At 64.2% G+C, this 14,173-nt stretch carries 13 protein-coding genes; 2 read left to right on the top strand and 11 right to left on the bottom strand.

All coding sequences use genetic code 11. The annotated features are described in order from the left end of the window. Nucleotides 1-3 precede the first annotated feature (3 nt). The 8 genes from ABF990_RS12385 to ABF990_RS12350 all read right to left on the bottom strand — a co-directional run bounded on the left by ABF990_RS12385 (nt 4) and on the right by ABF990_RS12350 (nt 7,375). The gene (locus ABF990_RS12385; protein WP_415491454.1) at nt 4-1,497 is read right to left on the bottom strand and encodes an FAD-linked oxidase C-terminal domain-containing protein; all 1,494 of its coding nucleotides are present in this window, start codon (nt 1,495-1,497) and stop codon (nt 4-6) included. Nucleotides 1,498-1,649: 152 nt separating this feature from the next. Next, nucleotides 1,650-2,105 (bottom strand): 23S rRNA (pseudouridine(1915)-N(3))-methyltransferase RlmH, encoded by a 456-nt coding sequence (locus ABF990_RS12380; protein WP_415500396.1) that lies wholly within the window; start codon nt 2,103-2,105, stop codon nt 1,650-1,652. Nucleotides 2,106-2,294: 189 nt separating this feature from the next. After that, nucleotides 2,295-2,747: a ribosome silencing factor gene (rsfS, locus tag ABF990_RS12375; RefSeq protein ID WP_415491452.1), complete on the bottom strand. Its 453-nt coding sequence runs from the start codon at nt 2,745-2,747 to the stop codon at nt 2,295-2,297. An 86-nt stretch (nt 2,748-2,833) separates the two neighbouring features. Continuing rightward, nucleotides 2,834-3,520 (bottom strand): nicotinate-nucleotide adenylyltransferase, encoded by a 687-nt coding sequence (locus ABF990_RS12370; protein ID WP_415491451.1) that lies wholly within the window; start codon nt 3,518-3,520, stop codon nt 2,834-2,836. Between the two features lie 28 nt (nt 3,521-3,548). Then, entirely contained in the window at nt 3,549-4,913 is a 1,365-nt protein-coding gene (locus ABF990_RS12365) for a glutamate-5-semialdehyde dehydrogenase (RefSeq protein WP_415491450.1), read from the bottom strand. An 85-nt stretch (nt 4,914-4,998) separates the two neighbouring features. Then, nucleotides 4,999-6,093 (bottom strand): redox-regulated ATPase YchF, encoded by a 1,095-nt coding sequence (gene ychF, locus ABF990_RS12360; RefSeq protein ID WP_415491449.1) that lies wholly within the window; start codon nt 6,091-6,093, stop codon nt 4,999-5,001. Continuing rightward, on the bottom strand, nt 6,093-6,674 hold the full coding sequence (gene pth, locus ABF990_RS12355; protein ID WP_415491448.1) for an aminoacyl-tRNA hydrolase: 582 nt from the start codon (nt 6,672-6,674) through the stop codon (nt 6,093-6,095). The genes ychF and pth overlap by 1 nt, the downstream gene beginning before the upstream one ends. Nucleotides 6,675-6,772: 98 nt before the next feature. Further along, entirely contained in the window at nt 6,773-7,375 is a 603-nt protein-coding gene (locus ABF990_RS12350) for a 50S ribosomal protein L25/general stress protein Ctc (protein WP_415491447.1), read from the bottom strand. Between the two features lie 223 nt (nt 7,376-7,598). On the opposite strand from ABF990_RS12350, the gene aspS reads away from it, so the two are divergent. Next, nucleotides 7,599-9,395 carry an aspartate--tRNA ligase gene (gene aspS / locus ABF990_RS12345; protein WP_415491446.1) on the top strand — a complete coding sequence of 599 codons (1,797 nt, stop codon included), beginning with the start codon at nt 7,599-7,601 and terminating at the stop codon, nt 9,393-9,395. A gap of 73 nt (nt 9,396-9,468) precedes the next feature. After that, entirely contained in the window at nt 9,469-10,371 is a 903-nt protein-coding gene (locus ABF990_RS12340) for an EipB family protein (RefSeq protein ID WP_415491445.1), read from the top strand. A 326-nt stretch (nt 10,372-10,697) separates the two neighbouring features. Here ABF990_RS12340 and ABF990_RS12335 read toward each other — a convergent pair whose 3' ends face one another. The 3 genes from ABF990_RS12335 to ABF990_RS12325 all read right to left on the bottom strand — a co-directional run bounded on the left by ABF990_RS12335 (nt 10,698) and on the right by ABF990_RS12325 (nt 14,152). After that, complete coding sequence (locus ABF990_RS12335) at nt 10,698-12,245, bottom strand: hypothetical protein (protein WP_415491444.1); 1,548 nt, start codon at nt 12,243-12,245, stop codon at nt 10,698-10,700. Between the two features lie 125 nt (nt 12,246-12,370). Then, nucleotides 12,371-12,919, bottom strand: coding sequence for a hypothetical protein (locus tag ABF990_RS12330; RefSeq protein WP_415491443.1), 549 nt, complete (start codon nt 12,917-12,919; stop codon nt 12,371-12,373). A gap of 12 nt (nt 12,920-12,931) precedes the next feature. Further along, entirely contained in the window at nt 12,932-14,152 is a 1,221-nt protein-coding gene (locus tag ABF990_RS12325) for an aminopeptidase (RefSeq protein WP_415491466.1), read from the bottom strand. Nucleotides 14,153-14,173: the final 21 nt, after the last annotated feature.

Genomic DNA, 14,173 nt, shown 5'->3' with positions numbered 1-14,173 from the left:
CGCTCAGAACCGTGGAATATCCGCAAAGCGGACATTGCCTTTATGGACATGCATGCGTCCGAATTCCGCACAGCGGCACGCGGTAGGAAACACCTTGCCGGGGTTCAGCAGTTCCTGCGGATCGAACGCGCATTTAACCATCTGCTGCTGGTGCAGATCCGTTGCCGAGAACTGGTGTGTCATCAAATCGCGCTTTTCCACGCCAACCCCATGTTCACCGCTCAGCACGCCACCTGCATCCACACAGGCGATCAGAACGTCGGCCCCGAATGCCTCGGCTTTTTCCAGGTCGCCGGGCCTGGCCGCGTCATACATGATAATGGGGTGCAGGTTGCCATCCCCCGCGTGGAAGCAGTTCGCGTAGTCCAGACCGTACTGTTCCGACAGTTGCGCCATTTTATTGAGAACATCGGGCAGTCTGTTGCGCGGAATGGTACCGTCCGTGCAGTAGTAATCGGGACATAACTTGCCAATGGCGGAAAAAGCCAGCTTGCGGCTGCTCCATATGCGTTCGCGTTCTTCTTCCGTGGTGCTGACCTTCGTTTCAATCGCCCCCTGGTCACGGGCGACGTCGTTCACCACCTGAACCAGCGCATCCACCTCCACCGCCGTGCCGTCGAGTTCGCACAGCAGCAGGGCCTCGGTCCGGGGATCGAACGTCTCGCGGATCAGGGTCGAGACGGCATCGAGCACCTTGCGGTCCATGAACTCCAGACCGGCGGGGATAATACCCGTGCCGATAATAGCACCCACACAGGCACAGGCTTTCTCGACAGATGGAAAGCTCATGGAGATCACGCGCGCCACTTCGGGCAGGGGTTCCAGCCTGACGGCAATTTCCGTCACCACGGCCAGCAGCCCCTCGGAACCGGTCAGCACGCCCATAAGGTCCATTTCACCCTCGGCCGCTCCAAGAAACGCCCCGCCCAGGCTGATGACCTCGCCAGTAATCAGCACCGCCTCCATTCCCAGGATATGGTTGGCGGTGACGCCGTATTTGAGGCAATGCACGCCGCCCGAATTTTCGGCCACATTGCCGCCGATGGTCGAAATCAACTGGCTGGAAGGATCGGGCATGTAACACAGCCCCAGATGCCGGACCGCTTCGCTGATCTTGATATTGGGCACGCCGGGCTGGACACGGGCCACGCGGTTTTCGCGGTCGATGGACAGGATCTCGCACAGCCGCGATGTGACCAGCAGCACGCCGTCTTCCAGCGGCAACGCCCCGCCAGACAGGGACGTGCCGGACCCGCGCGGCACCACCTTTACCCCGTTATCGTGGCAGAACCGCAGCGCCTGCCGCAGTTCCTCGGCCGTGCCCGGCAACACCACCAGCAGGGGCATGGCCATATAGGCCGTAATGCCATCGCACTGATACGGGCGGCGTTCGGCCTCGTCCACAATAACCCACTGGGCTCCGACAATCCGTGCAAGGCCCCTGGCCAGCATTTCACGCCGGTCTATGACGGACTGGTCGGGCCGTGGCATCTGCATGGCGTTTTCTCTCTCTTGCTATGCAGCCGCGAGCGGTCACACTCTCATGACGTTATAACAAATCGAGGGCCACAGCAAAACACGCATCGCTTACACTGCCACAAGACCCTGTTCTGCGTTGCACGCACTCCTGCGCACAACACCCCATGCCATCAAGGCCGTCCGGCCCGATGATAGGGATGCCCCGCCAGAATAGCCTGAGCACGGTATATCTGTTCAACCAGCATGATCCGCACCAGCATATGCGGCCACGTCATGGCACCGAATGACATTGCGCCATCGGCCCGCGCAAGCACCGAGGCATCGAGCCCTTCGGCACCGCCAATGACAAAACAGGGCACGCGCCCCGCCGTCATCCAGCCCTGCATGGCATGGGCAAATGCGATACTGTCACGGGCCTGCCCGGCTTCATCCAGAGCGATCACGCAGCTCTGGGCGGGAATGGCCGCCAGAATGGCCTGGGCCTCGCGCCGCTTGATTTCCTCGGCACTGCCACGCCCGTCGGCCAGTTCCACAATATCCAGCCGGGGACGCAACCGCTTGAGATAACGCTCCACCAGCGCGAGTTCGGCCTTGTCTTTCATGCGGCCTACGGCAACCAGCCTCATGCCGCCCCCCCATGGGCGCAAAGCCCCTGCCCCCCCGCTACAAGGCACCCCGCACCGCGCCGGCCATAGATGCCCCATGTCCTTGCCGGAGGGACGACAACGTAAACGGCACCGGGAATACGGAACGCCCCCGCCCGCAAGAGACGCGGCGCGGAGTTATGTGGAAACGGCGCGTATCCCGGGCACACCTTAAAGACGGGTCACGCTGTCTTCGTTGTTTTCGTCCAGTTCCGCGCCCCACATTTTTTCAAGCCCATACAGGCTCCGGGCTTCGGGCTTGAACAGATGGACGACAATATCGCCCGTATCCAGCAACACCCAGTCCGAACCATTGGCGCCTTCGACCAGCACGCGCTTGATGCCGATCTCGCGCAGCTTGCGCTCGATATGCTGCGCCATGGCCGCGATCTGCCGGTCCGCAAGGCCCGTGGCCACAACCATGCGGTCCGCGAAGGAGGCGCGGCCGGTCAGGTCGATCACGACGATATCTTCCGCCTTGTCGTCCTCAAGGCTGGTCGTGATGATGCTCAGGGACTGTTCGATCAGGTCCGGGGCCACGGCTTCGCGCTTGGTGCGCGTCCTGGGGCCAGCGGCGGCCGCCTTCTTGCGGACCGAACCGGGAGCAGCGGTCGCACCCGGCACTGCGGGCGTGGGGGTCGCCCGGCTGCCGCGTGCGGCGGTCGTGGACGAACGGGTGCGTGCCGGCGTCTCGGCGGGGGGTTTTCTGGCTATGACGGCTCTCCTGTCTTGCGTAACGTCTTGCGTAAATCGGGGGTCACGAACGAACCGGCAGGAATAATGAACCCACCCTGCCGCCGAATCTGTGTTGCAGATATACTGTTTTGCACCCCCGGAAGGAAAGCCCACACAGGGGGAGAAAGTGAAGCAAGGCGACCGGCCTGCCGCGCGGGAATGCGCCAGCGCGCCATATAGGCCCCCGCCGCACCGCGCAGGGCGCGCGCATTCAGGCCCGGGCGCGGAAATACCGCGATCGGCACGCAGTGTACCAGCCTGCGCCACCCTTTCCATAAGGACAGCCCGGCAAACCCGTCTGCCCCGGTCAGCCATACGAAATGGGACCGTGGAAAGCGGTTTTTCAGAATCCTGAGCGTGTCCACCGTATAGCGCGTTCCGATTCGGGCTTCGATATCCGTTGCCACAACGCGCCTGCCGTCAGCCAGTTGCCGCGCCGTATGCAGGCGCTGCGCAAGAGGCGCCATTTCCTGCCCGACCTTGAGCGGATTGCCAGGCGAGACCATAAGCCACACCTGATCGAGTTGCAGTTCCACCAGCGCGCGATACGCAATGGCACGGTGCCAGACATGTCCCGGGTTGAAAGAGCCCCCAAGCAGACCAATACGGCAGCAACGGCTGTCCCCCCATTGAGGAATCGCTGTCGCGCTGGAATCTGGCATGGGCTTTTGCATATCCCGCAGCCCGCACTTACGCGCGGATCTGACCGTTGCCGAGCACCTCGTAGCGGAATGTGGTCAACTGCTCCACCCCGACCGGCCCCCGCGCATGGAAACGCCCTGTGGCAATGCCGATTTCGGCGCCAAAACCGAATTCTCCGCCATCGCAGAACTGGGTGGAGGCATTCCACATCACCACCGCGCTGCTGACACCATTCATGAAACGGATGGCACTGGCCTCATCCGCGGTGACGATCGCCTCGGTATGGGATGAGCCATAGCGCGCAATATGATCGAGTGCGGCATCCAGATCGTCCACCACAGCCACGTTCAGCACCGCGTCCAGCCACTCGGTCTCGAAATCCTTTTCGGTGGCGGCGGGCAGGCCGGGCACGATACGCACGGCTCGTGCGTCGGCCCGGAAGGTGCAGCCCGTCTCCGCCAGGTCGGCCACGATCTGCGGCAGCAGGCCGGGGGCGATGGCCGCGTCGATCAGCAGCGTTTCGGTCGCGCCGCAAATACCGACACGGCGCATCTTGGCATTGAGCACGATACGGCGGGCCATGGCCGGGTCGGCGGCGGCATGGATATAGGTGTGGCACAGCCCTTCGGCGTGGGCCAGAACGGGCACGCGGGCCTCGCGCTGAACACGTTCGACCAGACCACGCCCGCCACGCGGAATGATCAGGTCGATCAACCCGGCGGCGGCCAGCATGTCCGCGACATGGCGCCGGTCGGCGTCGGGGGCGATCAGCACCGTGTCCTCGGGCAGGCCGGCAACCCGCAACCCGGCCTGGATGGCGCCGTGAATGGCGCGCGTGCTGTGTACGCTCTCCGAACCGCCACGCAGCAGCACCGCGTTGCCGGATTTGATGCACAGCCCGGCCGCATCCGCCCCGACATTGGGCCTGCTTTCATAAATGACGCCGATCACGCCTACAGGTGTTGCCACGCGGCGAATATGCAGGCCATTGGGGCGGCTCCATTCGTCCAGCACCTGGCCCACGGGGTCGGGCAGGTCGGCAATGTCTTCCAGCCCGCGGGCCATGGCTTCCACCCGCTCGGCGGTCAGGACCAGACGGTCGCGAAAGGCCTCACTTCCCGTATAGTCCGCCAGATCACGGGCATTGGCGGCAAGAATATCCGCGCTGGCCGCACGCAGCGCGCTGGCGGCGGCCCACAACGCCTTGTCCCGTTCGGAGGAGGAGCTTTGCGCCAGCAGCCGCGCCGCATGCCGGGCCCGGCGGGCCAGAACGGCCATGGGGCTTTCGTCCGCAGTGGCATCCGTGGCCCCTTGCGCCGGAGTGTCTGCTGGCCCTGCCTGCACATTCCCCTGCGTCAAAGTGGACATGCCCTGGGTCAGCACAGGCTGCGGACTTCCTCCCTCCGTAATCATGACGGTGTTTCCTGTCTCCGTGTTGGGTCGCGGGGCTGGTGCAAGCACACAACCCCTGTGGTGGACGAGATGATGGACGAGGGTATCAGACGTTGAAGCGGAACAGCAGGACATCGCCATCCTGCACGACATAGTCCCGCCCCTCGACCCGCAGGCGACCGGCTTCCTTGGCGCCAGCTTCCCCTTCATAGCGGACATAATCGTCGAACGCGATGGTTTCGCAGGCAATGAAGCCCCGCTCAAAGTCATTGTGAATGACAGCGGCCGCCTGCGGGGCCTTTGTGTCGTTCGTAATGGTCCAGGCACGGGCTTCCTTCGGGCCGACCGTGAAGTAGGTGCGCAGGCCCAGCAGGCCGTAGCCTGCGGCGATCACGCGATCCAGCCCGCTGTCGCTCAGGCCCAGCCCTTCAAGAAATTCGCGCCGTTCCTCGTCTTCAAGCTGGCTGACCTCGGCCTCGATCGCGGCGGACACGATCACTACCGCAGCCCCTTCGGCTGCGGCGCGGGCCTGCACCTGGGCAGAGAACGCGTTGCCAGTGGCCGCCGAGTCCTCCTCCACATTGCAGACATACAGCACGGGTTTGCTGGTCATAAGCTGCAGGCGGCGGACCGTTTCCTCCTCCCCCCTGGGAATGGCGGCGCGCGCCGGGCGGCCTTCGCGCAGGGCTTCCATCAGCGGTTCCATGACCGCAAGCTGGGCCACGGCCTCCGCATCGCGGTTGCGCGCGCGCTTCTGCAGGTTGGGCAGGCGTTTTTCGAGCGAGTCGAGGTCGGCCAGCATCAGTTCGGTTTCAATGATTTCCGCATCCCGAACCGGGTCGACACCGCCTTCGACATGGGTGATGTCGTCATCCTCGAAGCAGCGCAGCACGTGAATAATGGCGTCCACCTCGCGGATATTGGCCAGGAACTGGTTGCCCAGCCCTTCCCCGCGCGATGCGCCACGCACCAGACCCGCGATATCGACAAATTCCAGACTGGTCGGCACCTTGCGCTGCGACTTGCCGATTTCCACCAACCTGTCCAGCCGGGGGTCGGGCACCGCCACACGGCCCACATTGGGCTCGATGGTGCAGAACGGATAGTTGGCAGCCTGCGCCGTGGCAGTGGCCGTCAGCGCATTGAACAGGGTGGACTTGCCCACATTGGGCAGACCCACAATACCGCAGTTGAAACCCATCAGCCCTTGCTCCCTTCCGGCAGTGCCACCCGTGTCATGAACTGGTCCGCATGCCCCTGCGCCAGCAACGGGGCGGCGTCGGCCATACGGTCCAGCAGCGGGTCCAGCCATTCCTGCTGGTCTGTTTGTGTAAAATTGCCCAGTACCCAGCCATGCACCCGCTCCTTGGCGCCAGGATGGCCGATTCCTATACGCACGCGCCAGTAATCGGGCGTGCCCAGCATCCTGTCGGTCGAGCGCAGGCCGTTATGCCCGGCCGCACCGCCGCCCCGTTTGACCCGCAGGCGGCCCGGAACCAGGTCGAGTTCGTCATGGAAAAGGGTAATCGCCTCGGGTGCAATCTTGTAGAAGGCGGCTGCCTCCTGCACGCTCTCGCCCGAGCGGTTCATATATGTCTGTGGCAGGAGGGCGAGCACTCTCTGGCCGCCTACGCGGCCTTCGGCCACCTCGCCCCTGAAACGGCTGCGCCAGGGCGAAAACCCGTATCGCGCGGCAATGGCCTCCACCGCCATGAACCCGACATTATGCCGGTTCCGGCGCATGGAAGACTCGGGGTTGCCCAGCCCGACCCAGAGCAGCATCGCGTCTATCCGCCTAACATTCGCAAAAGAGCAGGGGGCATGTGCCCCAGGCACACGCCCCCGCGCTTTCTACACGATCCAGAGTGTCAGTGACCGGATCAGGAAGCCGCTGCTTCCGCATCGTCAGCCGCGCCACCGCTGGGAGCGGCAATGCTGGCAACCACGAAGTTGGGCTCGTGGGAGATGGGGGTCGCACCGGCCGTGCCCTGCACGTCGTCCCAGCGCACGTTGTCGTTGATGTCGAGCTTGCTCAGATCAACGGTGAAGTGTTCGGGAATGTGTTCACCGTCCACGTCCACATCGACCGTGTGACGCACGATGTTCAGAACGCCGCCGCGCTTGATGCCGGGCGACTTGTCTTCACCCACGAAATGCACGGCCACTTCCACATGCACGCGTGCGCCGGCAGCCAGACGCAGGAAGTCGATGTGAACGGGCGAATCCTTCACGGGGTGAAGCTGCACGTCACGCACCAGGGCGCGTTCGGTCTTGTCGCCAACCTTGATTTCGTACACGCGGGAGCGCCAGCCGGATGTCTGGAGGCCTTTTACGATAATGCGCGGATCAAGCGCGATCAGGGCAGGTTCCTGCTTGCCACCGTACACAACGCCCGGCACCAGGCCCGCACGCCTTGTTGCCCGCGCTGCCCCCTTACCAGCCTTCGCGCGCACTTCAGCTTCGATCGATGTAATCTTGGACACGTCAAACTCTCCTAAAACTTGAACACGCAGGCCTCCAGGGGTGCCCGCGCGGTGGCTGCGCCATACAGGAAAAGCACGACCCAGGCAAGTTTTACCGCCCCCCGCCATGGGCCCATGGCGCCATGCAGCCTTGACATAACCGCCTCTGCCCTGCTTCCTCCGGCACTACAGGTCTTAAAACAGGTAACAGCCCCAAGCCGGGCCAGAAGTTCAGGACAAAACCATGCACCCTTACCGTTCCCATAGCTGTTCGGCCCTTCGCGCAAGCGACGCGGGCTCCACCGCACGCCTGTCTGGCTGGGTTCACAGCAAGCGGGACCATGGCGGGCTGCTGTTCATAGACCTGCGCGACGAAACCGGCATAACCCAGATCGTCATTCCCGCGGGCTCCCCCGTCATGGAAACGGCGGAGCCTGTCCGGGTCGAGAGCGTTATTACCGTCACGGGCGAGGTTGTCCTGCGTGACGAGGTAACCCGCAACCCGGAACTGGCGACAGGCGATATCGAACTGCGCGCGCGGGAGTTCGTGGTGCAGTCCGCCGCCGCCGTCCTGCCGCTGCAGGTGGCGGGCCACGAACATTATTCCGACGAAGTACGGCTGCGCTACCGCTATATCGACCTGCGCCGCGACAAGGTGCACCGCAATATCCGCCTGCGCTCCGCCGTGATCGCAAGCCTGCGCCGCCGCATGACGGATCTGGACTTCATCGAACTCCAGACCCCGATCCTGACCGCATCCTCCCCCGAAGGGGCGCGTGACTTCCTGGTGCCCGCACGCATGCACCCCGGCAAGTTCTACGCCCTGCCGCAGGCCCCCCAGCAGTTCAAGCAGCTTGCCATGGTGGCCGGGTTCGACCGCTATTTCCAGATCGCACCGTGTTTCCGCGACGAAGCGTCCCGCGCCGATCGGTCACCGGGGGAATTCTACCAGCTCGACTTCGAAATGGCTTTCGCCACCCAGGACGAAATTTTCGCCGTGCTGGAAAATGTCATGTCCGGGCTGTTCACCGAATTCGGCAAGGACCGCACGGTCAGCACCGCACCGTTCGAGCGTATTCCCTATGCCCGCGCCATGAAGGAATTCGGCTCCGACAAGCCCGACCTGCGCAACCCGCTGCGCATTACCGACGTGACCGACGCCTTTGCGGGTTCGGGCTTTGGCCTGTTCGCCCGCATTGCCGCCGATGGCGGGGAAATTCGCGCCATTCCGGCCCCCGGTGCGGGGGACAGGCCGCGCTCGTTCTTTGACAAGCTCAATAGCTGGGCGCGTGAAAACGGTGCGGGCGGACTGGGCTACATCACTTTCGCGGCCGAAGGCGGACAGGGGCCGATCGCCAAGAACCTGGAAGCCGACCGGGTCGAGGCCATTCGCACCAGACTGGGCCTGCAGGCGGGTGACGCGGTGTTCTTCGCCGCTGGCAAAGGGCTGGAGGTTGCCAAGTTCTCCGGTCTTGTGCGCACCCGCATTGCCGAAGAACTGGACCTGATCGAACGCAATGCCTTCCGCTTCTGCTGGGTGACCGATTTCCCGATGTATGAACTCAACGAGGAAACCGGGCTGGTCGACTTCTCGCACAACCCGTTCTCCATGCCGCAGGGCGGGCTGGACGCGCTGAACACCAAAGACCCGCTGGATATTCTGGCCTACCAGTACGACATCGTGTGCAACGGGATCGAACTGTCGTCCGGTGCGGTGCGTAACCACCTGCCAGAGGTCATGATCCGGGCGTTCGAGATCGCGGGCTACCCCGAAAGCGAAGTGGAAGCCCGCTTTGGCGGCATGCTCAACGCCTTCCGCTACGGCGCGCCCCCGCATGGCGGTTCCGCCCCCGGCGTGGACCGCATGGTGATGCTGCTGGCCGATGAACCCAATATCCGTGAAGTGATCCTGTTCCCGCTCAACCAGCAGGGCGAAGACCTGATGATGGGCGCCCCCGCCCCGGTCCCGCCAGAGCGCATGAAGGAACTCTCGCTCGCCATCAGCCTGCCCAAGCCCAAACCGGCGGTCAAAAAAGACTGATTTCGGGCTTTTGGGGCCGCCATGCGCATCCGCGCCGGTTGCATGACCGTGCCGGATGCTTTTTGCTAGGGGCATGACCTCCCGCTCTGCCCCGGTATTTATCCTTCTCTGCGCCTGCTCCGTTACGGTGACATGCCTCCCTGCCACCGGCAGCCCCCTTCCCCCTTCCCCCACACCCTTGCGGAACACGGTCGCGCCGCCTGATGTGCATGTTGCGTCACAACATGCGGTCTATGAGCTGGGGCTTGTGGAATCCGCCGGGCGGCAGACGCTGTCGGCAACCGGCAGCATGAACTACGTAATCCAGCAGACCTGCACGGGCTGGACCACGCGCCAGCGGCTGGACATTGAAAGCGTGACGAAAGCCCACGGGCCAGAGCGCATGGTGGCCGAATACACGGCCCAGGAGAGCGCGGATGGGCGTCACCTGATGTTTGTGACCCAGGAAATACACGATGGCGTGCTGGCGCAGACCGTCAGCGGGCAGGCAAGCCTGAACCCGGACGGATCTGGGCGGGTGACATATGACCGCCCGCTTGCCAAAAGCCTGAGCCTGCCAGCGGGCACCCTGTTCCCCATAGCCCATATGCGCGCCATTATCCTTGCCGCACGGAACGGGCGGACGGAACTGGCGACACCGCTGTTCGACGGCACATTGCCCGATGGGCCGGAAGACACCTACGCCACATTGCTGGGCTGGGCCATTCCCCCCGCAAATGACATCCTGCCCGCCCTGAACGGCCTTGCCGCGACACGCGTGCATATCGCGTTTTTCGACCGCGCGGCCCAGAGCATGACCCCCACCTATGAAATTGGCATGCGCTATTTTGCCAATGGCGTGTCCGACCGGCTGGATATGGATTTTGGTGATTACAGAATGAAAGGGGCATTAAAAAAACTCACCCTTTCCGAACCTGCCTGCCCACGCACACATCAGGCACGAACACGGCCGACAAAACCCGACACGCCGCGCTAAGCCCCCATACCTTACCCCGGCATGCCGGGCACGCCCCCACCTGCGTAGCCCCGGAACACGGGCTTTATGTCATGGTCGATGCAGGTTCCCTCAGGGCGGTCGCGACGACAGACCGGACCAGGGGCGAAGTGGAACCCCGCCACGGCCACCTTTCGGGCGTGATGGCGTATTCCGAATGATCCCGCCCCCGCCTGAAATGTATGGATCATGCATGCCGGAAGAGGCTGCCCCGGTACCTGAACAGCCTGAGCGACCGCCCGGCAGCAAGACCGATAACCTGCGATACGGGCTGGCCTGTCACGGCACCATGTGACGGGTTCTTCCGGCTAGCGTGCGGGTGGCGGAGAACCCGCAGGGCTTACGGGCGCATCGGGCTGGGCCTGCCTGTCACGACAGCGCTGTTCACCACGCCCCCGCCGGGCCCAGGGTACAGGCAGATAGCCACGGGGCTGATACCCCGAAAGCAGAAGGGCCCAGCCCATGACAAACACCGACACAAGGGCCGACCCGCCGAGCATTTCGGCGTTCAGGGGCATTTCGGGTAACAAATGGGCCAGGTCGAAACCGCTCACACCTGCCGCCGTAGCGGGAAACGCCCCGGTGCTGTCCGGATGCGTGGCGGGCAGAGCATATACACCCTGCCCCGTGCCCTGAAAGGCTGGCTCTCCGCGCAATCCCGCAAGCCCGTGCGCCAAAAACATGCCGCGCGGCGCGCGTATACGGGCATTCAGCAAAATATCCAGCGCTGCACGCGCCTGTTCAAGACCTTGCCCCGCCACCCCTGACGCATCGCGCATGACGTGGCCCGCCTGTGCCAGTGGCCCGTGGGTGGGGCTAGCAGGGCGAAACGCCTGAAACAGCGCGTCATCCGGGTTTTCCAGCACGGCCTCCAGCATTTGCAGGGAAAGCGACAAAAGCGCGCCCTGCGCCGGACCGGCCCCGGCGTTGCCGGTTGGTGGCGACGGATCGGATTCCGCAGCCGCCTGCATGGCGCCACCGCCAACCTGCGTCAACATGGGAACAAGTTCGTCGACCGGCATATCGTAGGCCGTGGCCCAGGCCTGCGTTGCAGACATGTGCCCTGTCCCATCGGCCCGCACCGCCACCCCGGCGGCGGCATCCTGCGGGGTGAGAGAGGAAAGCCCGGGCGCTGCGTCCGACACGGCATCCGGCCCCGCAGCCCGCATGGCGTCCAGGCCCGCCAGTTGCACTGCCCCGCGCAGCGCCTGCTGCACGGACACAGGCTGACCGGGGGCAGGCAGCACTATAGAGCCATCCACCCCACCCGGAAGGTCGGCAAAGGACCCGACATCGAAAGCCGGGGTCGTTTCCGTCGGGTCGGGGGGAAGGCTCGCAGCCGACTGTGCCGGAGACTGCCCGGCACCACCTTCCACGGCGGACGCCATGGTGGCCCCCGCCCCTGCCGGAACGCCGGGCTGCGCCGCCGTGGCGGCTGGTGGCTGGGCTGGGCCGCTTGACCGCAGCACGGGGGTCCAGCGCGTTGTTCCACCACCCGCGACATCATCGGGGCTGACCGCAGGACGCATCAAGCGCTCCAGGGCCATGAGAACGTCCGCGACGGTGGTTTTTTTACCGGTATTGCCAGCGGCCACCATGGCCGGGTCATAAGCCGCGACCAGCCCCGCCTGCGACATGGCCTGGGTCCGCTCGCCCCCTGCGGCCTCAGCCTGGATTGCATGGCTGAGCGCCTCAAGCGCCTGGGGGGAAAGCTCGATCCGGTCAGCAAGCGCTGACACCGCGCCCGCGCTGTCGCCCAGGGCCGTCTGGTCCGTGGCGGCAAGATCATAAAGGGCCACGGCCAGCCTGGCAGTGGTGTCGGACCATGAAGACCCCGTGACCTGCGGTGTTGTCATGATCCTGTTTCTCCGGTCCGTTCAGTCACAGCCCCTGATCCGGGCCTATACGCCCCGGATCAGGGAACATCGCAAACCGTTACAAAGTCATTAACAGACCAGGATCATACCCGGCCTGACAGCCGTTACTGCTGCTGGCCACCACCTGACTGGCCACCGCGCAGCACCTCGGCCAGAGCCTGCAACTGTGCGTTATTGTTCTTGAGCAGGGCCGTATTGGCGGCATCGGGCACAAGGGGTGAACTCCCTGCCTGATTCGGTGGCACATTCATCAGGCTTGCGGTCAGGCCCACACAGGTCAGGCTCATGACAAAATCACGCGCGGTAAAACCGTTGGCTTTAAGAATACCGTCCAGCCCCTTGACCTGTTCGACCAGCCCGATCTGCTGGTCGAGCGACATGCCAAACTGCGACGGCGGCTGGATACCGGCGGCCTGAATGGCCTTGAGCGCCGATGTCAGGCGCGGCAGCACGTTGGGGGCCAGCTTGTAGTGCAGGGCGGTGTTCGCGTCGCGCTGCATGGTGGCCTGCTGCTCCGGTGTCAGGCTGGGGGGCTGCCCGTTCGCACCCACCGGAGCCACGGTCTGCGCGGACGCCACGGCCAGAAGGGAGACAGCACCCAGCACGCCCAACGCGCCATTGCGGAAAAAAGACATCTTGCTCGATTTCATCATGCTGTATCCCATTTATACGTCATTCGCCCATTCGCCCTTGCGCATCAGGGGTATTCTGGCCCCGGCCGCGTCAAGTGCGTCGACATCCACCGCGCCGGACCCGATCATCCAGTCGATATGAATCATGCTGCTATTCGCACCCCGCGCGGCCAGGGCTGCTTCGTCCTGCCCCTGTGTGTCGCGCATGCATTTTGTATAGGCCTGCCCCAGGGCAATATGGCTGGCGGCATTTTCGTCAAACAGCGTATTCTGGAAAAGGATGCCGCTGCCCGAGATAGGGGATGAATGCGGCACAAGTGCGACCTCTCCCAGCCTGCGCGCGCCTTCATCGGTGTCGAGCACGCGTGCCAGCACATCCTGCCCGCGATCGGCATGGACATCCACAATCCGGCCGGCCTCGAACCGTACGCGAATGCCATCGATCAGCGTACCCTGGTAGGAAAGCGGCTTGGTGCTGGCCACAACCCCTTCGACCTTAAGCCGGTGCGGCGTGGTGAACACCTCTTCCGTCGGCATGTTGGGGTTGCACATGACGCCGTTGCCAGCCTGTTCGGACCCGCCCGCCCATTCATGGCCGTCGGCCAGGCCCACGGTCAGGTCTGTGCCCGGCCCCGTAAAATGCAGGGCCGCGTACCGTGCGGTGTTCAGAAATTCCGCCCGGCGATGCAGAACCGCGTTATGGGCCGCCCAGTCCGCCACGGGGTCGGCCCCGGTCAGGCGGGAGACCGAAAAAATGGCCTGCCAGAGTTTTGCCAGCGCTTCCTTTGCGGGCAGGGCGGGGAAAACCTGCGCCGCCCAGGCCGGAGTGGCCGCCGCCACGATGCACCAGTTCACATCGAAATTTGTAATGATCTCCATGGCCGGGCGATTGACGGCCGAGGCCGCCCGACTGGCGCGCGAGACATGATCCGGGTTCTGACCGGCCAGCAGCGTGGGGTTGCCACCCGTAATGGCCATGCGCGCCGCACCGTCGCGAAACCCTTCGGTCATGCCTTTGGCCAGCCAGCCCGCAGCGGTGTCGAAGGTGTTTTCGTGCCCGTACTGATAGCGGGCCAGCGTGGTTTCGTCATCGGCGTAGAATGTCGTCACCAGCGACGCACCGGCACGGTAGGCATGCTGCGTGATCCGACGCACCAGAGGCACTGCCTCCAGCGGCGCGGTCAGGATCACCTGCTGGCCGGGGGCCACATTCAGCCCGGTCCTGACACCAACTTCGGCCAGGCGGTCCAGCATGAAAGCAAATTCGGCCGAGGT

This window comes from Acetobacter sp. (genome assembly GCF_047723915.1).
In the GTDB taxonomy this organism is placed as follows: domain Bacteria; phylum Pseudomonadota; class Alphaproteobacteria; order Acetobacterales; family Acetobacteraceae; genus Acetobacter.
The sequence above is the reverse complement of the archived record's forward strand: the minus strand, read 5'-3'. Positions and strand labels throughout refer to the sequence as shown.

What these genes read in the sequence shown, in the direction of transcription:
- ABF990_RS12340 (WP_415491445.1), top strand. Translation starts at nt 9,469, where the DNA reads ATGACCTCCCGCTCTGCCCCGGTATTTATCCTTCTCTGCGCCTGCTCC.
- ABF990_RS12385 (WP_415491454.1), bottom strand. Translation starts at nt 1,497, where the DNA reads ATGCAGATGCCACGGCCCGACCAGTCCGTCATAGACCGGCGTGAAATG.
- ABF990_RS12370 (WP_415491451.1), bottom strand. Translation starts at nt 3,520, where the DNA reads ATGCCAGATTCCAGCGCGACAGCGATTCCTCAATGGGGGGACAGCCGT.
- ABF990_RS12335 (WP_415491444.1), bottom strand. Translation starts at nt 12,245, where the DNA reads ATGACAACACCGCAGGTCACGGGGTCTTCATGGTCCGACACCACTGCC.
- pth (WP_415491448.1), bottom strand. Translation starts at nt 6,674, where the DNA reads ATGCTGCTCTGGGTCGGGCTGGGCAACCCCGAGTCTTCCATGCGCCGG.
- aspS (WP_415491446.1), top strand. Translation starts at nt 7,599, where the DNA reads ATGCACCCTTACCGTTCCCATAGCTGTTCGGCCCTTCGCGCAAGCGAC.
- ABF990_RS12330 (WP_415491443.1), bottom strand. Translation starts at nt 12,919, where the DNA reads ATGATGAAATCGAGCAAGATGTCTTTTTTCCGCAATGGCGCGTTGGGC.
- ABF990_RS12325 (WP_415491466.1), bottom strand. Translation starts at nt 14,152, where the DNA reads ATGCTGGACCGCCTGGCCGAAGTTGGTGTCAGGACCGGGCTGAATGTG.
- ABF990_RS12365 (WP_415491450.1), bottom strand. Translation starts at nt 4,913, where the DNA reads ATGATTACGGAGGGAGGAAGTCCGCAGCCTGTGCTGACCCAGGGCATG.
- ychF (WP_415491449.1), bottom strand. Translation starts at nt 6,093, where the DNA reads ATGGGTTTCAACTGCGGTATTGTGGGTCTGCCCAATGTGGGCAAGTCC.
- ABF990_RS12380 (WP_415500396.1), bottom strand. Translation starts at nt 2,105, where the DNA reads ATGAGGCTGGTTGCCGTAGGCCGCATGAAAGACAAGGCCGAACTCGCG.